Origin of the sequence: Synechococcus sp. UW140 (assembly GCF_900474295.1) — a bacterium.
GTDB lineage: Bacteria > Cyanobacteriota > Cyanobacteriia > PCC-6307 > Cyanobiaceae > Synechococcus_C.
Genome location: NZ_UCOB01000020.1, coordinates 1 through 21,255 on the forward strand (window position 1 = coordinate 1; position 21,255 = coordinate 21,255).

Here is a 21,255-nt window from a genome sequence, read left to right on the forward strand (position 1 = left end):
GCGAGCCCCAGTTCTGGTGATGGGGTTGTAGTTAAAGGAGGAGAGAGCGCCTTGATCGTCGATGTTGTAGTAGAGGAATTTCTTGGTTGAACTGCGTTTGCCATTGCTGCCGGCAAGGTTGAGGTTTGGCGCAACGGTGGCAAGGTTGAGGTTGATGTTGAATTCTGTTTGTTGCTTGGATTCATCAAGTGTCTGATCAAGTGTGACTAGTTTGCTGGCAGCAGAAATGTCTTGTTTGGTTAATGCTGTGAGTTGCGAACTGGAGAGATTGTTGGCACTGAGTGTAAGAGAGGCAAGGGCCTTGATTTTGTTGAGCTTGACCTGGATATAGAGAATGAGATCTTCTGGTGCTGGAATGCTGGAGGTGTTGGTACCTGTTGCGCTGTTCAAGTTGGAGGCATCATTGCCGGCTACGTCTTGGATAGCGTTGGCGTCGTCACCATCGGTTGGGTCGCTGTAAGCAACAGTGACTGATTCTTCTTTGTAGATGGTGTTGGCGAGTGTGAGTTCAACAGTGGAACCGTAGATTGCTACAGAGGTGACAGCATTCGCGGTGCCATCGGTTGTGACGGCAAAGTCGGATGTGGCAGCAGTTGTGGAAGAGAGTTCCTCGTTGTAGGTGAGGATGATTTTGGTTCCGTCTGTTGATGTAGAAGCCGAGGTGAATGTTGGTGCTGTGTTGTCGTAAATGTCGTTTGTGAATGGATTAGCAAAGCCAACAACGCCGGAGGAGAGAGAGGCTGAAACGGAGGATGAATCACCGCCAGCGCTTGCAGCCCCCCAGGTAATAACGGAGCCGTCGTCTTTGAGAGCCGCGAAGGCGGGGCTACTGCCGAAGATTTTGCTGACGCCGGAGGTGAGTGAGGAGGCGACGGAGGATGAATCACCGCCGTAGTCTGAGTTGCCCCAAGTAATGACGGAGCCGTCGTCTTTGAGAGCAGCAAAAGCCCCGTCAATGCCCAAGATTTGGCTAACGCCAGAGGAGAGTGAGGAGGAAACGGAGGAGGAATCACCGCCGTAGTCTGAGGCACCCCATGTGATGACAGAGCCGTCTTCCTTGAGAGCAGCGAAGGCGCTAATAGTTGTAAAGATTTGGCTAACGCCAGAGGTGAGCGAGGAGGCGACGGAGGAGGAATCACCGCCACTATCTGACCATCCCCATGTGATGACAGAGCCGTCTTCCTTGAGAGCAGCGAAGGCTGTGTGGTGGGAGAAGATTTGGCTAACGCCAGAGGAAAGGTCGACGCCGGATAAATCAGCTCCGTAATCGGAGTCACCCCAGGTAATAACGGAGCCGTCGTCTTTGAGAGCCGCAAAGGCCATTCCGGCCGAGACGATCTGACTAACACCAGAGGAGATTGAGGAGGAAACGGAGGAGGAATCACCGCCATGGCTGGAGTTTCCCCATGTAATGACGGAGCCGTCGTCTTTCAGTGCTGCAAAGGCTCTGGAATTGGAGAAGATTTGGCTAACGCCAGATGAGAGGTCGACGCCGGATGAATCACCGCCGTAGTCTGAGGCACCCCATGTGATGACAGAGCCGTCTTCCTTGAGAGCCGCGAAGGCACTATTAGACGCAAAGATTTGGCTAACGCCAGAGGAGAGTGAGGAGGCGACGGAGGAGGAATCACCGCCGCTGCTCGAGGTGCCCCAGGTGACGACAGAACCGTCTTCCTTGAGAGCCGCATAGTCTGTGTAGGTGGAGGAGATTTGGCTAACGCCAGAGGAGAGTGAGGAGGAGACGGAGGAGGAATCACCGCCCCAGGGAGCGCCTCCCCAAGTAACAACGGAGCCGTCTTCCTTGAGAGCCGCAAAGCTTAAGTAATTGGAGAAGATTTGGCTAACGCCAGAGGAGAGTGAGGAGGCGACGGAGGATGAATCACCGCCGTAGTCTGAGTTGCCCCAAGTAATGACGGAGCCGTCTTCCTTGAGAGCCGCAAAGGCCCATGGATTCTTTGTTTCTTTATTTGTCCTTGTACTGCTCGCACTTGGGGCGATTGGTGTGTAAGTTCTGAACCCACCAAGTTGGTGATTCCAGGCCGCTTTTTGGTTGGTAGGGATCGGTAAATCTGGAGCTGATTTTGTTGCTTTTCTTTGGTTTGAGCCTGTGAGCTTCCACGACCTGCTGCCGTCTTTCAGTTGGCCAAGGGTTTGATCACTGGCCCAAATTTTTGCACCGCTGAGTTCTTCTAAAACACTGATGAAGTCTTGGTCTGCACCGGTTGAGCAACTCCAAAGGGCGATTGTGTTGAGTTGCCAGGATCCGAGCTGCTGCTGGGCTTGGAGCAGGGCCTTGGTGTTGATCGTTGTCTTGCCAACAAAAAGAGTTCCTGGCGCACCGTGGCTGACCCAATGCAGGGTGTGAATTGGTGTTCCGTTGGCTCTGCGTTCCGCTAGGGCGTCCCTGAGCGCGATTAGGGGGTCTTTGTGGCTATCAAGCCACAGGACCGGCACTTGGCTCGTGGCCAGCAGTTCGCGGATCTTGGGGCAAGTTCCATCGGCGACAACCAGCTCACTGAGAGCAATGCCGGTGGAGTTGACCATGCCTTTTTGCTGAATTTCTTGCTCACAGGTTCGATGGGATTGACTGGCTTGGCACGGATGGACAAGCCAACGCTGCAAGTGTCTGAAAGCAGACGAGTTGCCCTAGTTGAGAGAGTGCAGCGCTGATGGGCTTGGGTGCGGGAGATACGAGTAGGCGTGTCGATCAAGCGTTGGTGAGTAGCGGCTCGGCAGACTGTCGGAACTGAGTTCTGTGGTTGGTGAGGAGAAGCGGCGCTCAACCTGCTGATCAGCGCTGGCCCTGGTGGCCGCTGCTGCCGTTGTATCCGTACGGTCGCCGTGCCACTCACTTTGAAGAGCTGATCCCCGGGCAGGTCTGGAGCCTGGAGCAGCTTCAGGGTGTGTATTACGTGGCGGTGCCGATCCGGCTCACTGTGGTGAAGGTTCCCGGCGGTTTGATGCTGGTGAATCCCCTGCCACCTACGGGTGAGTTGCGAACGGCCATTGCTGAACTCGAGCAGCTGCATGGGCGGGTGCAAACGATCGTGTTGCCAACGGCTTCTGGCCTGGAGCACAAGCTGCCGCTCGCTCCATTGGCACGCGCTTTTCCTGATGCCGAAGTGTGGCTGAGCCCAGGTCAGTGGAGCTTCCCCGTGCAGCTTCCCCTTGGTTGGCTAGGCATTCCCTCCGGGCGCACAAGGGTCCTGCTCGACGATGGCGTGCCTCACGCTGACGTTTGTGCATGGATTTCACTTGGCCCCCTCGATCTCGGCGTAGGTCGTTTCCAAGAAATCAGCTGCTTCCATCGGCCGTCTGGGGCCTTGCTTGTCACCGATGCCCTTGTCGGGATTGCCGCTGAACCGCCGCTTGTGTTCAACAGCGACCCTGCGCCGTTGTTGTTCCATGCCCGTGAGCGGGGCGATCAAGCTCTGGACGACACGCCTGCCAATCGCCGTCGAGGCTGGGCTCGGCTTGTGCTGTTTGCCTCCTATCTGCGGCCTGAACCGCTGGAGGTTCCCGGCACGTTAGAGGTGCTTCGCCATGCGCTTCGGCCTGGATGTCGTTCGCCGCGTAGTCATTTCGGCATTTATCCCTTTGCTTGGAAACAGGGATGGGAGGAGGCTGCTGCTGCGCTGATGGGTGACCAGCTCCCCCGGCTGCAGGTGGCCCCGGTGCTGGAGAGGCTGGTCTTGCCTCGGGCTCGTCAGACCCTTATGGAGTGGCTAACCCGAGTGGAGCAGCAGGTTGGTTTGCGTTGGTTGGTTCCTGCTCACTATTCCGCCCCTCTGCATTTCAGTCCGGACGTTGTGGCGGAGCTGAAACAGCAACTGGAACAACGCCAGTGGGCTCCCAGTGCTGGCAACTGGCAGTTCCTCGGCAGCATCGACAAACGCCTACTTGAGCTTGGCGTAGTGCCTGAAAACCCCTGTTCAAGCCCTTAGCCCTGACTCAGGCGTTGAAGTCGTCATCGGGGTTGACTGCCATCTGATCATCAGCAAACAGGGTTTCCTCGAGTTCCTTGCGCTGCTCCATCTGGCGCAAGAAATAGCCCGTCATCATCGCTGATGCCAACAGATTGGCGAGGTTGTCGCGGTTGGCCGTGACCTTCACATCGAAATGCTCACCAGGGAGCATGCCCAGCAAACCCTGCACGTTGTGGCGAATGATGTCCTGAATATCGTTACTTGCTGATTTCGCGACCCGTTGAAGAACGTCTGGTGATTGATCCTGCAGGTACTGAATCAGTCCGTTGACGGGTTGGCCGTCTTGGCTGTCGGTGGTTAGGAACTCTGGATTAAACATTCCGCCCGCTCGCCGTCAAGACACTGACCCTAACGCAGCTTCCGGCGCAGGCCCCGCCTGCGCTTGGGGGGGGAACCGTATCGGACCGAACCGATTCAGGGGCCAATAACGCCATACCGCAGTGCCGATCACCCGATCCTGCGGCAGCGGTCCCCAGAGGTGGGAATCGAGGCTTGCATTGCGGTTGTCACCGAGAACCCAAAGGTCACCGTCTGGCACTGTCTGGGCGGGCATTGCATAGCCGATCGGTTCACTCAGCCAGGCCTCATGTACGCCAATCCCATTGCGGAACAGCACGCCATCGCGCACCTCCACCTGATCGCCAGGGCCAGCCACGACCCGTTTGATCAGGGCTGAGTTGGGGTCGTACCCCGCTTCAATCAACGGGTCGGGTACGGCAAACACCACGACACGGCCAATGGACAGCGCCTGATGCCTCTGGTGCGCCAGTTTGGGCCGGATCTTCTCCACCAGGATTCGATCCTGCAGTTCCAGCGTGGGCAGCATCGAACCGGAGGGGATCCATCGGGGCTCGATCACCAGCCAACGCAACATCAGTGCCAGAAGCACCCACAGCAGCACATCCCGCCAACCCTGCCTCTGGCTGGTCTTGCCTTCGCTTGCCATGGCCTCATGCTTGTACAACGAGGATCGCATCAGTGCTGTTCTCTTGCCCTGCTCCCAGGCGCTGCTTCTGCTGTGACCCGTCCTCTTGCCAATCTGCAGGCCGCCGTCGTGTTGCTGCAAGGCCTGCATCGCCAGGGGCTGGAACGGGTTGTGCTCTGTCCTGGCAGTCGTTCCGGTCCATTGGCCCTGGCGGCCGGTGGCCTCGTCCGGGCGGGTCTCCTCAAGCTCACGACAGCCCTGGACGAGCGGTCTGCTGCTTTTCTGGCTGTTGGCTCAGCCACCGCCAGCGGGCGGGCTACAGCGGTGATCACCACCTCAGGAACGGCGGTGGCCAACCTCTTGCCAGCCGCTGTGGAAGCCGATCGTTCCTCTCAGCCACTGCTGCTTTTAACCGCCGATCGCCCCATCCGCCTGAAGCACTGCGGTGCCAACCAGACGGTGAATCAGGAGCAGTTCCTCCAGCCCGTCTGCCGTTGGTGTGCGAGTGGCCCAGACGTCGGCCTGGATGCGGCATCCCCTCCGCAGTTGCTGCAGCTTGCCAAGCAGGCCTGGCACCAAGCGCACCACTGGCCTGGGCCCGTGCATCTCAATCTTCCATTTGAAGAGCCACTGCATCCCTCCGCCGAGCAGCAGGCTGCGTTTTGGAGCGACTGGTCCCCCGTGCAGGAGTCGATTGATTGCCTGGAGTCCCCACCGGCCGGCTCGGCATCCATGGCCGTCGCATCGCTGCCAGTGCCCCTCGCTCCTGAGCTTGAGCTGGACCCGGATCGTCCCGGTGTTGTTGTGGCCGGCCCTTGGCGCGGACTCGCGGATCAGCGGCCTGCGTTTGAAGCTGCGCTGCACCGCTGGCAGCAACGCAGCGGTTGGCCCGTGCTTGTCGATCCGCTGGCGGCGGTGCCCGCCACGTTGGCTGGACAGGTGCGCAGCTGGGATCTGTTGCTTCCTGATCAACTGCCACTCCCCGCTGGGGTTGCAGTCAATGAGCTGCAGCTGTTGCGGCTTGGCCCAATGCCAGCCAGCCGGCGCTTGGAGGCCTGGTTGCAACGCTGCACCGGCCCCCACCTGTTGATTACTGAGGGCGAGGAGCGATCCCTTGATCCTCTCCAGTGCGCTTGCCAGTGGAGTGGTGGCTTGGCGCGTTGGCCGCAGATCCAGTTGAAGGCCAACGAAGCCTGTTTGCCGTTCCCGCCTGTGGAGCCAGAGCCCGAGGCTGACAACGCCTGGTCTGCCCTTTGGCAGCAACGTGACCGCCGCATCGCGGCTTGGCTTGAGCAACGCCTTCCCGTCCGCGGCGGCATCAGCGAACCAGCCCTGATGTTTGCGTTGTCTCGCCTGCTGCCGCCTGGGCTGCCGTTGATGCTCGCCGCTAGCAGTCCCGTGCGGGATTGGCAGGCCTTCGCCGTTGCAGATCGAGATCTTCGTCCCTGCTTCAGTTTCCGGGGTGCATCCGGCATTGATGGCACCCTTTCGCTCGGTTTGGGCTTGGCGGCGGTGCTCGGTCGCAGCCTCTTGATCACGGGTGATCTCGCCTTGCTGCATGACAGCAATGGTTGGTTGCAGGCTGGTCAGGCTTCCGGTTCTGGTCCGCTGCTGATCCTGCTGATCGACAATGCTGGCGGTGGCATCTTTCAGCAGTTGCCCGTGCCAGCTGCACCGGCTGAAGCCTTTGAGCAGCTGTTTGCCATGCCGCAGCAGACCGATCCCCTTGCTCTCGCCGCCGCCCACGGCATTGCCACCAGGCAGATTGCCTGCCTGGATGACCTCGCCTCGGCCTTGGAATGGGGGTTGTCCCAATCGGGCCCTGCGCTGCTGAGGGTCTGCACCGATCGGCAGGGTGACGCTGCTTTGCGGACCGAGCTCCGCCGGGAGGTGCTGGAGATCACAATGGCTCCAGCATTGGAGTCCTCTTGATGAGCGCCCCTCAGCCCCGCCAGGTTTTGCCCGGTGACTCAGGCACGTTGTGGCAGCCCTGGGGTGACTACCAAGACATTCTTGTGGATCGCAGCGGCGATGGCATTGCCCGCGTGGCAATTAATCGACCCTTCCGCCGCAATGCCTTCCGACCCCGCACCGTGGTGGAACTGTGCGATGCCTTCACCCGCATTCGCGATGACAGCAGCATCGGTGTTGTGCTGTTCACCGGTGTTGGCCCGGCCGAGGATGGGGGCTATGCCTTCTGCGCTGGCGGCGATCAGAGCGTGCGCGGGGATGGGGGTTATGTCGATGAGGCGGGCATGCCGCGCCTCAATGTGCTTGATCTGCAGCGTCTGATCCGCAGCTTGCCCAAGGTGGTGATCGCGTTGGTGGCTGGCTACGCCATCGGCGGCGGCCAGGTGTTGCATCTGCTTTGTGATCTCAGCCTCGCTGCAGACAATGCCGTGTTCGGTCAGACCGGCCCACGGGTCGGCAGTTTTGATGGCGGTTTTGGTGCTGGTTACCTCGCCCGCGTGGTGGGCCAGCGCAAAGCTCGAGAAATCTGGTTTCTTTGCCGTCGTTACGGTGCCCAGGAAGCGCTGTCGATGGGCCTGGTGAACGCAGTGGTGCCCTTGTCGGCGCTGGAGCGAGAAGGTGTGCGCTGGGCGCGGCAGGTGCTGCAGCACAGTCCTACGGCGATTCGTTGCCTCAAGGCGGCGTTCAATGCCGAAACCGATGGCATGGCGGGTCTGCAGGAATTGGCCGGACAAGCCACCCACCTCTTCTATCGAACCGAGGAGGGGCAGGAGGGCCGCAATGCATTTTTGGAGAAGCGTGATCCTGACTTTTCTGACTCTCCTTGGCTGCCGTAGCTAGTACTGGGGCAGCTTGTTCCCTCCTTCGGATTCGTTGTGATGCTCCTACGCCTCACTGCCGCCGTCGCTGCTGTTGCACTCCTGGCTGGTCCGGCCGGCGCCACCAATACGTCACGCCCCAAGCGGCCTGCGGATCCGATTCCGCCGATGGCAGAACCCATTTCCCTGGAGGCCTCCTTGGCGCGGGTGCCAACCGACCTGCGTCAGCGCCTTGGCCTGCAGCTGGTGCTCGATCGCACCCATCGTCAGCTGCTGGTGCTTCGCGATGGTGAAATCCGTAGCCGCTATCCAGCGGCTGTGGGCACCGAAGGATGGGAGACGCCAGCTGGTCAGCATCGGGTTTTGGAGAAGGTGCGTCAACCGGTCTGGACCCATCCTGTGAATGGCAAGAAAATCGCTCCAGGGGAGAAGAATCCCTTGGGCTCCCGCTGGATTGGCTTCTATCGCGACTGCAAGGGCAGAAATGGCTGGGACGGTGAGCAATACCTTGATATCGATGGCTGCACCGTGGCCGGCTTCCATGGCACGCCTCACCGCTGGACGGTCGGTCGAGCCGTCTCCCACGGTTGCGTTCGTCTGTATGAAGAGAACGTCCAGGAAGTGTTTGAGCTTGTGCGGGTCGGTACGCCGGTGACGGTGCTGCCCTGAGCCGGACCCTGCCGGCCATTTCGGTTTCGGGTTTTGTGGTGATGACAACCTAAAGTCGCGGCGCCTTCTTGAGCTCCCACGACCATGCGCGTGCTTTTTGCTGCCGCCGAGTGCGCACCGATGGTCAAGGTGGGTGGCATGGGTGATGTGGTCGGTTCCCTGCCTCCGGCCTTGAGCGAGCTGGGCCATGACGTTCGCTTGATCATGCCCGGCTACAGCCGCCTCTGGAGCAAGCTCGAGATTCCGGCAGAACCCATCTGGCGAGCCCAGACGATGGGCACGGAGTTCGCTGTCTATGAAACCCGCCATCCCAGCAACGGCCTAACCATTTATCTGGTTGGCCATCCCGTGTTTGATCCGGAGCGCATTTATGGCGGCGAGGATGAAGATTGGCGCTTCACCTTCTTTGCCAGTGCCACGGCTGAATTTGCCTGGAACATGTGGAAGCCCCAGGTGCTGCATTGCCATGACTGGCACACCGGGATGATTCCGGTGTGGATGCATCAGGACCCCGAAATCAGCACGGTGTTCACCATCCACAACCTCAAATACCAGGGGCCTTGGCGCTGGAAGCTCGACCGCATCACCTGGTGCCCTTGGTACATGCAAGGGGATCACACCATGGCGGCGGCGCTGCTGTATGCCGATCGGGTCAACGCCGTTTCGCCTACCTATGCCCAGGAGATTCGAACCGCTGAATATGGCGAGCAGCTGGATGGCTTGCTCAACTACATCTCCGGCAAGCTCTGGGGAATCCTCAATGGCCTGGATCTAGAGGCCTGGGACCCAGCAACCGATCAGGCCCTGGCCGGTAATTTCAGTGCTGACGATCTCTCCGGGCGTGCCGCGAACAAGCGCGAGCTGCAGCAGCGCATGGGTCTGGATGTCAATCCAGACACCTTCCTGCTTGGCATGGTCAGTCGGCTCGTGGATCAGAAGGGCGTTGATCTGCTGCTCCAAGTGGCCGACCGTTTGCTCGCGTACACCGACACGCAGATCGTGGTGCTCGGCACCGGTGATCGAGGTCTGGAGTCGGGCCTGTGGCAATTGGCGTCGCGTTACCCGGGCCGGGTGGCCGTCTTCCTGACCTACGACGATGCCTTGTCGCGGTTGATCTATGCAGGCAGCGACGCTTTCCTGATGCCCAGCCGTTTCGAGCCCTGCGGGATTAGCCAGCTGATGGCCATGCGTTATGGCTGCGTTCCGGTAGTGCGCAAGGTTGGTGGCTTGGTTGATACCGTGCCGCCCCACGATCCAGGCCGAAACAGTGGCACGGGTTTCTGCTTCGATCGCTTTGATCCGGTTGATTTTTATACCGCCTTGGTGCGCGCCTGGGAGGCCTATCGCCATAAGGACAGCTGGAAGGATCTCCAGTTGCGTGGCATGAAGCAGGACTACAGCTGGTCCCGGTCTGCGCTCGAGTACGACCGGATGTACCGCGAGGTGTGTGGCATCAAGGAGCCCGGCCCGGATGCCTCGGAAGTGGAGCGTTTCTCCCAGGGCCAAGATGCCGATCCCTCACGTTGGCGTGAGGGTGAGAATGCCCCCACAGCGCAGGATGCGGCCATGGACAGTGAGCCGGCTCCGCGCAATCCGATCTCCCGCTTACTGGGACGTCATCGCAATTCGTGATCATGATGGTGGCCAGCTACATAAGAAGCCTGAATAAAACCGTCCTGGTGAGCCTGGCCGCTCTAGTGATGATTGGTTTATTGGTTCCTGCCGCACGTCGTATGAGCGAACGTCAAGTCAATGCAATCTCAAATGGTGCGTTCGGTGCGGCTATCGGATTGCTTGTTGGGATGGGAATTCAACGCAGGATGCGTTGACTGAATAGCGAGACTGGGGGCGGTTGGCTGGGTCCGACAGTATTGGTTAATCGCTTCAACTTTCCAGGCCTGTCAATCCATTCGCTGATTACTTTTGGATGGGGCTTTTCGAATCAGATTTTTTTATCAAAGGGCTTTTCGGCGTGATTGATGTAATAATCAGAGGCTTTTGATATTGATTATGCTTTTGCTGCGACGTTGGTTCCGTGAGTTTACAGAGTTCTTCTTCCAGAAGGGTAATGCGTTGAATTTGGCTATTGCTGTGGTGGTTGGCACGCAATTCCAGCAGATCGTTGATGCTTTAACAAAGGATCTGCTGATGCCTTTGTTGAATCCATTGATCCGTAATGGTGGCTGGGAAAAGTGGGTTCTGCCCTATGCCGGTGGAGAGTTGCTCATTGGTCAGGCAATGAATGTTTTGCTTAATTCACTGATTGTGGGTTGGGTGCTATTTATGATTGTTAAGGCAATCAATCGAGCTCAGCGACTCAGCGAAACCGGCTTGTCTCGTATGAATAGCCGTGAGATTGAAGAGAGCAAGGTCTGATCAGCAAGAATTTGAAACCGCTGCAAATATTTCCAAACGTAGTTAAATCGCTGCCACTGCCGGCCTGGACTATTGGACCGGCAGTGTGAACGAGGGGCAAGGCCAAAAGCAGATTGAGGCAGCCATGAAGTGATCAAGTCAGGCCGAGAAGAGGCGCTGATTTTGCCTGCCCTGATCAGTTCGATCTAACGCTTGTAGACGATTCAGTCGTCCAGGTAGGGGCGACTTCAGTCAATCAGGATCTCCTTCGGCACTCTGCGTTTGTCAGTCTTAACAACGATGGGATGCCAGGCGATCGGAAGCAGACAGCGCCCTCATATCGGCAGGTGCGCACATGTTCTGATTCGTCCTCAGCTGTTGGCGGTTCCATCCAAGGGATGCCTCGATCCCTAGGAGACGGTGCCAGTCATCGACCCCTCAACTTGACGGCGTGACGACGTCCGCTAACCAAGAGCATCACACTGGGTCCACCTCACCGATGCCGCTGAATGCCTGATCAGGCGCCCGCGCCGAATCGGGAGAACTCCTCCCTGCCGGTTCCTTACACCAATCCATGGACCACCCTGGGTGAGGACCTGCGCTCGGTGATCGCTGATCTGCGGCTTCGCTGCCAGGAAGTGTGGCGCCGCAACCGTGAGGGTGATCTCTACCGGCCGGAGATCTGGCCGCAAGATCTGGCGCCGTTGTTTTGGCCGTTGCTGCTCGCGCTTGCTCTGGTGGTGATTAGTGGGGGTGCGGTGGCCCTTGGTCGCTGGCTGCCCTCGCCGCCGGTGGGGGAGGCGCAGCCTGAGTTTGCCCAGACTCCAGAGCCCGCGCCCGCGTTGCCCTCTTTGCCAACGGAGTCGCCATGGCCAGAGCCCCAGCCTCGTCTCAGTGCGGATGAGACTCCTGATCAGCTCGATCCCCGTTCAGACACGAGTGCTCCGGTTGACAGCATTCAGGAGGAGGCGGCCGTTGCGGCAGCGGATCCTTTGCTCGCGCTGCTGTTGGAGTCCACCGATCCGCTCACCCCGGCAGAGGATGAAGCGGCCCTGTTAACGGCAGCCCTACCGCTGCCTGCACGGAATGCTGTGGCCCTCACCATCAGTGATGCTTGGCTCGATCTATCCCAGCAACGCCGTCAGCAGCTGGCTGACCTGTGGTGGGAACGGCTCGGATCAGAGGGGTATGCCGAATTGACGCTCGTCTCCAGCCAGGGCATTCAGCTTGGCCGCAACGCCCGAGTCGGCCAGGGGATGGTGGTCAACCAGCCATTCGGGCCGCCCCCGTCTGGCTGAAGACCTGAGAAGACTTGAATGGCTGACTCTCTTGTGCGACCTCAACGGAGGATCAGAAGATGCCGAGGGTCTTCTTCTTGCAGTAGCCAGCACCGATGTTCATCCAGCCTGAAGGACAGGCTTCGCCATGGGTGGGCGTCACTTCGTAATAGATCGGTGACACGCAGGTCGTGCCCAGAGTGTTCACATAGCCGAGAGGGCACTGGTCATGGCCAGGGGCCTTGGGGATTTCCTTCTGGGCTTGGGCCGCACCTGCCGTTAGCAAGGGAAGCGCGATGCAGCTGATCCAAACCAAGGGGCGATGCAGGGGCATGGTCGAGAGCGTTGCTGAAAAAGCTGTGCCGAACCTAGGCCGTTTTGGCGGCGCGATCAGTCCAACGGCATGCATTGCTGGGTTGCCCTCGTCGGGACTTGGTGTTGCTGGTGGGCAGCCATCCGATTGCCAGTCGCCTTGGTGGCAACCTCCCCATCCGCTGTGCAGGGGCAACGGCATGATCGGGGCAGTGCCGCAGCTCTGTTGTTGTGTTGAACCTTGGCCAGTTGGTGCCGCTCTGGGGGCATCCAGTGGGGGTGACCCCGGAAGGTTTGGCCGCTGTGCTCGCCCAAGCGTTGGGGCCTGTCTGTACGGACAGCCGGCGCTTGGAAGCCGGTGCACTGTTCGTTCCCTTGGTGGGGGAGCAGTTTGATGGGCATGCTTTTTTGGCCAATGCGGCTGAGCTCGGTGCCCAGGCGGCGCTGGTGGCGGCCGATGCCTCCTATCCCGTGCCAGCAGGTCTGTTGCACTGGCGTGTCGACGACACAACGCTGGCCTATCAGCAACTCGCAACCTTGCATCGACGTCAGCTCAGTGCTGCTGTGGTGGCAGTCACCGGTTCTGCGGGAAAAACCACAACCCGCGAACTCATTCGTGCTGCTTTGGCCCCGCTCGGCTCAGTCCAGGCCAGTGCAAGCAACAACAACAACGACATCGGCGTGCCGCTCACCTTGTTAGGCACCGATCCTTGCCACGCGGCAGTTGTGGTTGAGATGGGCATGCGTGGCCCTGGTGAAATCGAGCGGCTGTCCCGTTGCGCCGAACCTGATATTGCCGTGATTACCAACATCGGGACGGCGCACATCGGTCGGCTTGGTAGTCGTGAGGCGATTGCAGCCGCTAAATGCGAGATCACTGCATCGCTCAAGCCGGATGGCTTGGTGGTCATTCCCGCAGGAGACCCTCTGCTCGACACCGCACTGGCCGCTGTTTGGAGCGGCCGTGTGCATCGTGTTGGCCTGACAGGAGAAACATCTGCCACCGGCGTTGACGACCTGGCTGTTTTGGATGAAACCAGCGAGTTTCTCACTCTGGATCGGCATCGATACCGCATGCCTCTGGCGGGTCGCCATAACGCCCGGAACTGGTTGCTTGCCCGTGCAGTCGCCGATGCTCTTGGAGTCGATGCCGCCAAGCTTGCCGATCTGGTTGTTGAGGTGCCCGGTGGACGCAACCGTCGTCTCAGCCTTGGTGGCCTGACGGTGTTGGATGAGACCTACAACGCCTCTCCTGAGGCTGTGATCGCCGCTCTCGATTTGCTTGCTGAACAGCCCGGTCGGCGTTTTGCCGTGCTGGGAACCATGCTTGAACTCGGCAGCGAAAGTGTGTGCCTTCACCGTGCTGTGGTGGAGCGTGCTCGGCTGCTTGGATTGGATGGACTCGTGGCGGTGGCCAGCGGTGCGGAGGCTGCAGCGATGGTGGAGGCTGCGGCTGGGATGGAGAACTTTGCCGTTGTGGAGGCGCCTGAACAGGCCGCGGAGCCACTCGGCACTTGGCTTCGCTCCGGCGATTGCTTGTTGCTCAAGGCCAGTCGCGGGGTGGCTCTGGAGCGGTTGCTGCCAGCTCTGGAGTTACTCGCGCTTTGATGTGAGTGAGCACACTGTGGGCCCAGCCGGCGGCATGGGCTGCCGGAGCAAGCACGAATCGACCCTCGCTCACCCAAGACTGGAGTCGAGGATGGGGCCCTTGTTCACCAGGCACCACCACGCTGTAGTCGCCCGCTTCGAGCAAGGGCAGATCATTGGGGGAGTCGCCCAGGGCGAGCACGTGCACCTCGGCTTGGTTGAGTCGCTGTTTCAGTGCTGCCAGCGCCGCTCCCTTGCTGGTTCCGGCCTGGAGCAGATGACTCATCCGGTTGCCTTGCACCACGGTGAGTCCGAGTTGGATCGCTTCCTGTTCGACCGTCTCCCGCAGTGGCGCTGGGGGGTTGAGAAAGGGAACACTCCAGCGTCGCCGTTGAGCCAGCAGCACAGCCTCACCGCGCAGTCCTGTGAGCTCAGTCACCTGGTCTGAGCTCAGATCCTCCAGAGCCGCTAAGGGGTGGCCCACCTGATTGGAAAGGGCATGGAGCTTGTGGCGCAGTTCAGCATGCGGCCGTCCTAGGCCCTGCTCCCAAGCTTCAGCGCCGATTCCTCCATGGATGGCTCCTCCGTTTTCGACGATGAAGGGCCCATCCAAGTTCGCGTCAATTCGAAACCGCTCCACCTCTTCCGCGGTTTTACTGGTGCAGGGGATCACGACGATGCCCACTTGCTTCAGCCAGGCAAGGGTGGGTTTAGCGGCGTCCCAGCAATAGTGGTGATCGAGCAGGGTGCCGTCTAGATCTGTCACCACCCAGATCGACCCTTCATGCACAGCGTCGTTCACGGCGTCGTTCACAACAGCCTTGTTCAGCATGGTTGGAGCCAGTGCACAGAGAAGGGGGCGATGGTGAGGCGGTTCGGCACTGCGGCCGAGTCCTGGAGACGATCGCACCATTGGTCATGTTTGGCGAGGGTGCGGAGGTTGAGGTCAATGCGGTTGCGGCTGAGATTGTGCACCGCCCAAAGGGTCTCATCGCCTGTGCCACGACGGATGATGACGCGATCGGGCGATGCGCCACTGAGGCATTGCAGTGCTGCTTCCGGGTGGAAGGCCCCCAGCCTCGACCGAACCGTCATACAGCGTTTCAAGGCGTTGAGGTTGTGGTTGGCATCACTATCGGGATCGTTCAACCGCCGTTCCAAAGCCTCGGCGTTGAAGCGTTCACGATTGAGGTCGCGGCGATGGCCGCTTTTGCGGAAGCTCGCCTCGTCGTTGCCTGAGGCCAGCAGGGTGGGCAGATAAAAAGCCGGTACCCCTGGTAGGGCCATCACCAGCAGTTGACTGAGTAGGAAACGTTCGCGTTGGTGCCGCGTCGGATCTCGCCCGGCATCGGCCATGGCGGCCCACCAGCTGATGTTCACTTCATAGGGTTGCTCGCGCCCATCACTGAGCCTGCGGTGACTGATCAGGCCGCCCCGCCGTTCGCACTGTTCCAGCATCCGTTCCAGCCGTTCCTGATCCATCAACCCCTCCAGCGGCCGCAGGCCAATGCCGTCATGGCTGGCGCTGAAGTTCAGCAGCGTCGTTTGCTGGGGTAAGCACGGCCAGCGATTGAGCCAGACGTTGAGGAGATCGCTGCGCTCCCGCAGGATGGCGTCGAGCAGAAGTGGTGGTAGGGGGAAGTTGTAGGCGAGATGCGCTTCATCGCCGGGGGTCAGGTAGGAGAGATTCTCCTTCTCGGGCACATTCGTCTCGGTCACCACCACACCCTGTGGGTGCATGGTGTCCAGCAGGGCACGCAGCAGCTTCACCAGCAGGTGGGCTTGGGGGTGGTGAATGCAGCTGCTGCCCGCTTCCTTCCACACGTAGCCAACCGCGTCTAAACGCAGCCAACCCACTCCATGGGCCACCATCTTGGCCAGCAGTGCCGTGAACCCCAGCAGCACCACCTCGCTGTTCCAATCCACATCCACTTGGTCGGGGCCAAACGTGGTCCAAACCGGCCGCATGCCGTCCTCGGTTTGCAGGGGTGTGAATAGAGCAGAACTGCGGGGCCGTACAACTTGCTCCCAGCCGGCTTGGGGATCAGGTGCCAGTACACAGCTCAGTCCCGGCTCCCGGCGTTGCCGGAATTGCTGCACCCATGGATGCGCTGCTGACACATGGTTGAGAACAAGGTCAGCCATCAACGTTCGCCCTTGGGCCAGGGCTTGCAGATCGTCCCAGTCGCCGAGATGGTCGGCCATGCGCTCATGGCTGGCGACGGCAAAACCGCCGTCGCTACTCGACTTCAGGAATGGGAGCACATGCACCACCCTGGCGAGCAGTCCAAGATGGCCGTTCAGCAAGTGAGTCAGGCTCACCAGCGCCGGTTCGTCCCCCTTGCGCACGGCATCGCCGTAGGTGATCAGCACCGAGGTGGAGCTATCCCAGCGTGAGTCGTGCCTGTTGTTGTCTGTGCCGGTCTGCGCAAATTGCAGCAATTGCGACGCCAGGAATTCGATTTGCTCCCGATTCTCTGCAGGTCGCCACCGCTCGAGCAGTGCAGCCAACCGCTCCTGCCCCTCTTTCTGCAATGCCTCTGCTCCCACGGATGAAACGCCAGGGTGCGCGGTGTCGATCCAGTCATGTTGTCGCACTGATCACGGAATGGATTTTCAACAGGGCCTGATCACCACCGTTCACGACTACAACCTTGCTCTGGAGGATCCCGTCCTGCTGCGACAGGGCCTACTCCAGCGTCCAACGACCATCCTGATTCCCTGTCTGATGGAGGAATTCAGGCGTCCAGCTCTGGCCTTGATCCGATCGGTGCTGCGCGAGCTGGAGGGCTTGCATCAACTCGTGATCGCTCTATCGGCGAGTACGGCGGAGGAGGTGAAAGAAGCGGAATCGTTTTTCTCACAGATGCCCTTTCCTGTGCATGTGCACTGGACCAATGCTCCGGCGGTTATGGAGTTGCTGCAGGGCTTCACCAACCAAGGACTCGATTTGCTCGGTACACCCGGTAAGGGTTGGGCGGTGTGGCAGGGCCTCGGTGTGGCCACCCGCAGCGCCGAGGTGGTGGCCCTCTTTGACGCCGACATCCGCACCTTCACCCCGGCCTATCCGCGCCGGATGCTGCTGCCGCTCTTGTTCCCCTCCAGTGGGGTGGCTTACGTGAAAGCCTTTTACAGCCGACTTTCCCTGGAGAGCCATGCTCTCCAGGGGCGTGGCACGCGTCTGTTTGTGGGCCCTCTTTTATCGGCACTGTCGCAGTTGCTTGGAGACAGCCCTTTTCTTCGCTATCTGCAGGCGTTTCGTTATCCGCTCGCTGGCGAATTCGCCTTTACGCGCGATCTTGCTGTCAATCTGCGCATTCCCTGTGATTGGGGATTGGAAATTGGTCTGCTCTCGGAAGTGCACCGCCATGTGGCCCTGAGTCGCATTGCCCAGGTGGATCTCGGCCTGTTTGATCACAAACACAAGAGCCTTGGCAGTTCACCGCGCGAAGGTCTGCAGCGCATGTGCTCGGAAATTCTCACCAGTGTTCTCCGTGGTCTGATGGAGCATCAAGGCCGCACCATTCCTGCTGAACAGGTGGCCACCCTTGAGGTGTTGTTCCGTCGTGTTGGAGAAGACAGAATTCGTCAGTTTGCTCTCGATTCTGCGGTCAATAACCTCCCATACAACCGCCATTACGAAGAACTTGCTGTTCAGGATTTTGCTAAATTGATTCGTCCTGGGGTTGAGCAATTTCAGAAGGATCCACTCACAATTCAACTGCCCAGTTGGTCGCGATTGCTCAGTTGCGCATCCAGCCTGCAAGACGATCTGGCAGAGGCTGGTCTCGACCGCTGCGGCGCTGGTGGTGGATCGTCAAGTCTCGACCTTTCTGCTCTCGGTTCAGGTGCGTCAGCAGAAACACTGCTTCAGGCGGCCCGTTGATAAAGCGGGTAGCTCTCGCAGCGAATCAGGTCGATGGCGTGGGGATGGTCGTGGATATGACGCACTGATTCCATCGCCAAGACCCTGGCTTCATAGGCGTCACTGGCGTAATAGCAGCGCTCGAGAGGGGTGCTGTCGGCGTCGCGATAGCGCACCGTGTACCGCTTGTGTGGAGTCATGGCCTTGGCAGCGACGCCCTTAAACTCACACATGCCTGGTTCATTGCCATCCAAGCGTGTGTGAAAACAATCTGATAATTGCTGGTGTTGATCTTGGCTCCTTTCTGGAAGCGATGATTTAGCTCCAGTTCTCCTTGATCAATTGCTTGGCTCGGCCTAACGCTAAAGAATTGTCTGGAACGTTTTTGGTAATGGTGGAGCCGGCACCGATCGTCACGTTGGACCCGATGGTGACCGGGGCTACCAGTACAGAATTGGCTCCGGTTTTGCTGCCATCGCCAAGGATGGTCTGATGTTTATTCACGCCGTCATAGTTGGCTGTGATGGTGCCTGCTCCCACATTCACGCCGCTGCCGAGTTGGGCATCGCCGATATAGCTGAGATGATTCACTTTGCTGCCTGAATTCAAGCGGCTCTTCTTCACTTCAACGAAATTGCCGATGCGGCAGTTGTCGCCGATGTCCGATCCGGGGCGGAGATGGGAATAGGGGCCGACGGCCACGTCATCTCCCACCTGCGTGTCGCGCACCACCGACATCAGCACGCTGACTTGGTTTCCGAGGGTGGTGTTTTCTAGGAGGGATCCTGGTCCGATCCTGCAGCCCGCACCGATTGTGCAGCGTCCGCGCAGGTGGGTCTGCGGTTCGATCACCACGTCGGTTCCGAAGCTGCAGTGCTCACTCAGGGTGCAGCTGCTCGGATCGGTGAAGGTGACTCCCTCATTCATCCAATACTCCCGTAGCCGCTCTTGCAGCACGGCTTCGCACTGGGCCAACTGCTTGCGGTTGTTGATGCCGTTCACCTCATCGGGATCCGCCACTTCCACGTGCATGGCGGTGTCGAGCATGGCCACCGTGTCGGTGAGGTAGAGCTCTCCTTGATCGTTGTCGGTGCTCAGTTTGGGCAGCATCGCAGCCAGGGTTGTCCAGTTGAAGCAGTAGATGCCTGCATTGGTGAGATTGTTGGCTTGCTGCTCTGTGCTGCAGTCGCGATGTTCGATGATTCCACTGACACGCCCCGAGGCATCCGCAAACACGCGTCCGTAGCCAGTGGGGTCGTCCAGGCGGGCAGTGAGCAGGGTCACATCGGCGCCACTACTGCGATGGGTGTTGACCAATTGATCGATCGTTTCGGCGCGCAGAAGGGGCACGTCTCCGTTGAGCACCAGCAGTTCGCCGTTGAAGTCCTTGAGAGCCGGCAACAGCTGTTGCACGGCATGGCCGGTTCCATTCTGTGGTTGCTGCAAAACGAATTCCAACCCGTCCAGTTGGCTCAGTTGCTCTTCCACGCGCTCGGCCTGATGGCCAACGATGAGCAGTTTCCGGTCTGGGCTGAGGTTGCGAGCACTGGCCAGGACCCGCTCCACCAACGTCGCACCCGCGAGTGGTTGGAGCACTTTGGGCAGGGCGCTCTTCATGCGGGTGCCTTTTCCGGCGGCCAGAACGGCGACGGCGAGCATGCTGGGCAGGGGAATCGGTGGCCGGAATCTACCGGGATTGCCGCTCAAGAAACGATTCGGTGGTTCAGCGGCCGATCAGGCTGCAGCTCGGGCGGCGAATGAGTTCATGGGCCCGGGTTCGGGTGCAGTCCATTGGATTGAGCACAGTGCTCAGTCGTTGGTCGTCGCGCAGCGCTTCCAGCACCAGCAAACTTCCATAAAACACAATCTGGAAGGTCCAGGAGTCGAAGCCGGAGAGTGTGAAGGTCATGGCCAGGCTTGGGTGGTTGATGGTTTCACCATCGCCTTTGCTTGTTCAAGCCTCCTTGATCGACGTCCTGCCTGGATGTGATCCTGCACACAGCGCTGCTGTGACGGAGTGGATGGCGTCGATTTGCCTTGATCACCAACGCGACTTTGCTGCGCTTCAGGAGGATGAGTCGCTGCAGTCTTAATGACGGAATGTCTAGTAGCTAAACGTTTTGTTCAGGTCCTCTTGGTTGTCTGTTCCTCGCCAGAGGTTGTTCGCTTCGTCTTGCCGGCATGCCCTTCCCGTTCGTTGTTTCATCCACATCTCACAGGCTTCCTGGGCATGTCTCCAGTTGGAATATTGTGTCTTGTCCATCTCTTCTGAACTGCAGCTTGTCAACACCAGAAGGGCCACTGCAAGGGATGGATTGAGCCTCTTCAAGGTGCATCTCCCCGCTTGGTTACAAGCTACTCAAGCTGTTGTTTGCTTGGCTGAGCGTCTGTCTAGAGAGTGCATCATCCACAGATCGGAGATGGGCGCTTCGGGGAATGGACATGCAGCGACCGTCACGTTGCGATGCTCCAGGGCGCTCAGGCAGCAGAAATAATAATTGTGCACCTCCTGTACCTGGCTGGTCGGTGGCTCGTCGCGTCGATGCCGTCAGCCAAGGCTTGGCCTATTCGGTCAAACCCTTATGGGGGCAAAGCGACGGCATGGTCTTCTCTGTTCACATTGAGAATCATTCTCAATGTTGTGTTGTTGCTTTGATTTGGTTGACTTTTGCAGACAGCGGCTGCATTAATAGAAATGTTGGGGATTTAATTTCATGCTGACTGGTGCAGACCTTCTGGCGAAGGTGAAAGATCTGGGCGATGTCTCCAAGAGTGACTTGGCAACGGCTTGTGGTTACGTCTCTGAGAAAAAGGGGGGTGGTCAGCGAGTCAACTTCACTGCGTTCTACGAAGCGCTGCTCAACGCCAAAGGCATTGATCTTGGTGGTGGCACGGCTGGTGTGGGCAAAGGTGGCCGCAAGCTCTCTTACAAAGCAACCGTTCAAGGCAATGGCAACCTGCTGATCGGCAAGGCCTACACGGCCATGCTCGACCTGCAAGTTGGCGACGAGTTTGAAATCAAGCTGGGCCGTAAGCAGATTCGTCTCGTTCCTGTCGGCGGTGCTGACGAAGACGAAGAGTGATTCTTCGCGTTGCTTAAGCAGTGAGCGGGGGGCTGATCAGGCTCCCCGCTTTTTTAATGCGTGCTCCGATGAAGATGGGGCGTGGTTGCCTGGCTGTTGGGAGAAACAGCAATCAGCTAGAGGACAAACCCACACCTGTTGCCAGTAAAGGTTCTGTTGAAGTTGGCGACGTCCAGGTTGAAGCCTCTTTGGAAGGCGTTGTACTTGTAGGTGGACTGATGCTGAAACCACTGCTGATACTTGCTGAGAATGTCGCTGCCATTGCGAACAGAGAGATTCCCCTTGATTGCAAGCTTTTCTGAGGCATTCAGCGATGTCAATCAACTGATTTGAGGGTGTCGTAAGGCTGTGGTGTTGCTGCAAGGGCACCATTGCGAACCAGCCTTCACCTGGTATGGGTCATGAAA

22 protein-coding genes are annotated in these 21,255 nt (G+C 59.1%); 13 read left to right on the plus strand and 9 right to left on the minus strand.

Annotated elements, in window-relative coordinates; all coding sequences use genetic code 11:
* Positions 1 to 2,544, minus strand: a 2,544-nt coding sequence (locus DXY10_RS07375; protein ID WP_136989110.1) for a DUF4347 domain-containing protein, incomplete at its 3' end; no start/stop codon positions are given.
* Positions 2,545 to 2,759: 215 nt separating this feature from the next.
* Here DXY10_RS07375 and DXY10_RS07380 point away from each other — a divergent pair.
* Entirely contained in the window at positions 2,760 to 3,944 is a 1,185-nt protein-coding gene (locus tag DXY10_RS07380) for a DUF4336 domain-containing protein (protein ID WP_115017966.1), read from the plus strand.
* A gap of 7 nt (positions 3,945 to 3,951) precedes the next feature.
* On the opposite strand, the gene DXY10_RS07385 is transcribed toward DXY10_RS07380, so the two are convergent.
* Positions 3,952 to 4,305, minus strand: coding sequence for a DUF760 domain-containing protein (locus DXY10_RS07385; RefSeq protein ID WP_115017968.1), 354 nt, complete (start codon positions 4,303 to 4,305; stop codon positions 3,952 to 3,954).
* Positions 4,306 to 4,320: 15 nt separating this feature from the next.
* Positions 4,321 to 4,932: a signal peptidase I gene (gene lepB / locus DXY10_RS07390; protein WP_115017970.1), complete on the minus strand. Its 612-nt coding sequence runs from the start codon at positions 4,930 to 4,932 to the stop codon at positions 4,321 to 4,323.
* Between the two features lie 111 nt (positions 4,933 to 5,043).
* Between lepB and menD the strand changes: the two genes are divergently transcribed.
* From menD to DXY10_RS07425, 7 genes are all read left to right on the plus strand, one after another.
* Positions 5,044 to 6,843: a 2-succinyl-5-enolpyruvyl-6-hydroxy-3-cyclohexene-1-carboxylic-acid synthase gene (menD, locus tag DXY10_RS07395; protein ID WP_371411135.1), complete on the plus strand. Its 1,800-nt coding sequence runs from the start codon at positions 5,044 to 5,046 to the stop codon at positions 6,841 to 6,843.
* Positions 6,843 to 7,718 (plus strand): 1,4-dihydroxy-2-naphthoyl-CoA synthase, encoded by an 876-nt coding sequence (gene menB / locus DXY10_RS07400; protein ID WP_115017974.1) that lies wholly within the window; start codon positions 6,843 to 6,845, stop codon positions 7,716 to 7,718. Before menD ends, menB begins: the two co-directional genes overlap by 1 nt.
* A 42-nt stretch (positions 7,719 to 7,760) precedes the next feature.
* Entirely contained in the window at positions 7,761 to 8,369 is a 609-nt protein-coding gene (locus tag DXY10_RS07405; RefSeq protein ID WP_115017977.1) for a L,D-transpeptidase, read from the plus strand.
* Positions 8,370 to 8,453: 84 nt separating this feature from the next.
* Entirely contained in the window at positions 8,454 to 10,001 is a 1,548-nt protein-coding gene (glgA, locus tag DXY10_RS07410) for a glycogen synthase GlgA (RefSeq protein ID WP_115017979.1), read from the plus strand.
* 2 nt (positions 10,002 to 10,003) lie between these two features.
* The gene (locus DXY10_RS07415; RefSeq protein WP_115017982.1) at positions 10,004 to 10,198 is read left to right on the plus strand and encodes a hypothetical protein; all 195 of its coding nucleotides are present in this window, start codon (positions 10,004 to 10,006) and stop codon (positions 10,196 to 10,198) included.
* A 181-nt stretch (positions 10,199 to 10,379) separates the two neighbouring features.
* Positions 10,380 to 10,745: an MscL family protein gene (locus DXY10_RS07420; protein WP_115017984.1), complete on the plus strand. Its 366-nt coding sequence runs from the start codon at positions 10,380 to 10,382 to the stop codon at positions 10,743 to 10,745.
* Positions 10,746 to 11,233: 488 nt separating this feature from the next.
* A complete protein-coding gene (locus DXY10_RS07425; protein WP_115017986.1) occupies positions 11,234 to 12,022 on the plus strand; it encodes a hypothetical protein in 789 nt (262 codons plus the stop codon).
* A 52-nt stretch (positions 12,023 to 12,074) separates the two neighbouring features.
* On the opposite strand, the gene DXY10_RS07430 is transcribed toward DXY10_RS07425, so the two are convergent.
* Entirely contained in the window at positions 12,075 to 12,335 is a 261-nt protein-coding gene (locus tag DXY10_RS07430) for a hypothetical protein (RefSeq protein ID WP_115018242.1), read from the minus strand.
* A gap of 227 nt (positions 12,336 to 12,562) precedes the next feature.
* Between DXY10_RS07430 and murF the strand changes: the two genes are divergently transcribed.
* On the plus strand, positions 12,563 to 13,921 hold the full coding sequence (murF, locus tag DXY10_RS07435; RefSeq protein WP_244282036.1) for a UDP-N-acetylmuramoyl-tripeptide--D-alanyl-D-alanine ligase: 1,359 nt from the start codon (positions 12,563 to 12,565) through the stop codon (positions 13,919 to 13,921).
* Here murF and DXY10_RS07440 read toward each other — a convergent pair.
* The gene (locus tag DXY10_RS07440; protein ID WP_115017992.1) at positions 13,857 to 14,732 is read right to left on the minus strand and encodes an HAD-IIB family hydrolase; all 876 of its coding nucleotides are present in this window, start codon (positions 14,730 to 14,732) and stop codon (positions 13,857 to 13,859) included. The genes murF and DXY10_RS07440 overlap by 65 nt on opposite strands.
* Positions 14,726 to 16,435, minus strand: a complete 1,710-nt coding sequence (locus tag DXY10_RS07445; protein WP_115018244.1) for an alpha-amylase family glycosyl hydrolase — start codon at positions 16,433 to 16,435, stop codon at positions 14,726 to 14,728. Before DXY10_RS07445 ends, DXY10_RS07440 begins: the two co-directional genes overlap by 7 nt.
* A gap of 73 nt (positions 16,436 to 16,508) precedes the next feature.
* On the opposite strand from DXY10_RS07445, the gene DXY10_RS07450 reads away from it, so the two are divergent.
* The gene (locus DXY10_RS07450) at positions 16,509 to 17,786 is read left to right on the plus strand and encodes a glycosyl transferase (protein WP_244282048.1); all 1,278 of its coding nucleotides are present in this window, start codon (positions 16,509 to 16,511) and stop codon (positions 17,784 to 17,786) included.
* Here the strand turns inward: DXY10_RS07450 and DXY10_RS07455 are convergent.
* The 3 genes from DXY10_RS07455 to DXY10_RS07465 form a co-directional block, all read right to left on the minus strand.
* Positions 17,771 to 17,965 (minus strand): hypothetical protein, encoded by a 195-nt coding sequence (locus DXY10_RS07455; protein WP_115018247.1) that lies wholly within the window; start codon positions 17,963 to 17,965, stop codon positions 17,771 to 17,773. The two genes, DXY10_RS07450 and DXY10_RS07455, sit on opposite strands and share 16 nt — an antisense overlap.
* A gap of 118 nt (positions 17,966 to 18,083) precedes the next feature.
* A complete protein-coding gene (gene glmU / locus DXY10_RS07460) occupies positions 18,084 to 19,424 on the minus strand; it encodes a bifunctional UDP-N-acetylglucosamine diphosphorylase/glucosamine-1-phosphate N-acetyltransferase GlmU (protein WP_115018250.1) in 1,341 nt (446 codons plus the stop codon).
* Between the two features lie 64 nt (positions 19,425 to 19,488).
* Positions 19,489 to 19,674: a hypothetical protein gene (locus DXY10_RS07465; protein ID WP_115017995.1), complete on the minus strand. Its 186-nt coding sequence runs from the start codon at positions 19,672 to 19,674 to the stop codon at positions 19,489 to 19,491.
* 617 nt (positions 19,675 to 20,291) lie between these two features.
* On the opposite strand from DXY10_RS07465, the gene DXY10_RS14270 reads away from it, so the two are divergent.
* The 3 genes from DXY10_RS14270 to DXY10_RS07480 all read left to right on the plus strand — a co-directional run bounded on the left by DXY10_RS14270 (position 20,292) and on the right by DXY10_RS07480 (position 21,150).
* Entirely contained in the window at positions 20,292 to 20,486 is a 195-nt protein-coding gene (locus tag DXY10_RS14270; RefSeq protein WP_136989112.1) for a hypothetical protein, read from the plus strand.
* Positions 20,480 to 20,848: an AbrB family transcriptional regulator gene (locus DXY10_RS07475; RefSeq protein ID WP_115018000.1), complete on the plus strand. Its 369-nt coding sequence runs from the start codon at positions 20,480 to 20,482 to the stop codon at positions 20,846 to 20,848. Before DXY10_RS14270 ends, DXY10_RS07475 begins: the two co-directional genes overlap by 7 nt.
* Positions 20,849 to 20,916: 68 nt before the next feature.
* Positions 20,917 to 21,150: a hypothetical protein gene (locus DXY10_RS07480; RefSeq protein ID WP_136989113.1), complete on the plus strand. Its 234-nt coding sequence runs from the start codon at positions 20,917 to 20,919 to the stop codon at positions 21,148 to 21,150.
* Positions 21,151 to 21,255: the final 105 nt, after the last annotated feature.

Excerpts from the sequence above, each read along its gene's own strand:
- DXY10_RS07385 (WP_115017968.1), bottom strand. The coding sequence starts at position 4,305 with ATGTTTAATCCAGAGTTCCTAACCACCGACAGCCAAGACGGCCAACCC.
- lepB (WP_115017970.1), bottom strand. The coding sequence starts at position 4,932 with ATGGCAAGCGAAGGCAAGACCAGCCAGAGGCAGGGTTGGCGGGATGTG.
- menB (WP_115017974.1), top strand. The coding sequence starts at position 6,843 with ATGAGCGCCCCTCAGCCCCGCCAGGTTTTGCCCGGTGACTCAGGCACG.
- DXY10_RS07405 (WP_115017977.1), top strand. The coding sequence starts at position 7,761 with ATGCTCCTACGCCTCACTGCCGCCGTCGCTGCTGTTGCACTCCTGGCT.
- glgA (WP_115017979.1), top strand. The coding sequence starts at position 8,454 with ATGCGCGTGCTTTTTGCTGCCGCCGAGTGCGCACCGATGGTCAAGGTG.
- DXY10_RS07415 (WP_115017982.1), top strand. The coding sequence starts at position 10,004 with ATGATGGTGGCCAGCTACATAAGAAGCCTGAATAAAACCGTCCTGGTG.
- DXY10_RS07420 (WP_115017984.1), top strand. The coding sequence starts at position 10,380 with ATGCTTTTGCTGCGACGTTGGTTCCGTGAGTTTACAGAGTTCTTCTTC.
- DXY10_RS07425 (WP_115017986.1), top strand. The coding sequence starts at position 11,234 with ATGCCTGATCAGGCGCCCGCGCCGAATCGGGAGAACTCCTCCCTGCCG.
- DXY10_RS07430 (WP_115018242.1), bottom strand. The coding sequence starts at position 12,335 with ATGCCCCTGCATCGCCCCTTGGTTTGGATCAGCTGCATCGCGCTTCCC.
- DXY10_RS07440 (WP_115017992.1), bottom strand. The coding sequence starts at position 14,732 with ATGCTGAACAAGGCTGTTGTGAACGACGCCGTGAACGACGCTGTGCAT.
- DXY10_RS07450 (WP_244282048.1), top strand. The coding sequence starts at position 16,509 with ATGGATTTTCAACAGGGCCTGATCACCACCGTTCACGACTACAACCTT.
- DXY10_RS07455 (WP_115018247.1), bottom strand. The coding sequence starts at position 17,965 with ATGACTCCACACAAGCGGTACACGGTGCGCTATCGCGACGCCGACAGC.
- glmU (WP_115018250.1), bottom strand. The coding sequence starts at position 19,424 with ATGCTCGCCGTCGCCGTTCTGGCCGCCGGAAAAGGCACCCGCATGAAG.
- DXY10_RS07465 (WP_115017995.1), bottom strand. The coding sequence starts at position 19,674 with ATGACCTTCACACTCTCCGGCTTCGACTCCTGGACCTTCCAGATTGTG.
- DXY10_RS07475 (WP_115018000.1), top strand. The coding sequence starts at position 20,480 with ATGCTGACTGGTGCAGACCTTCTGGCGAAGGTGAAAGATCTGGGCGAT.
- DXY10_RS07480 (WP_136989113.1), top strand. The coding sequence starts at position 20,917 with ATGAAGATGGGGCGTGGTTGCCTGGCTGTTGGGAGAAACAGCAATCAG.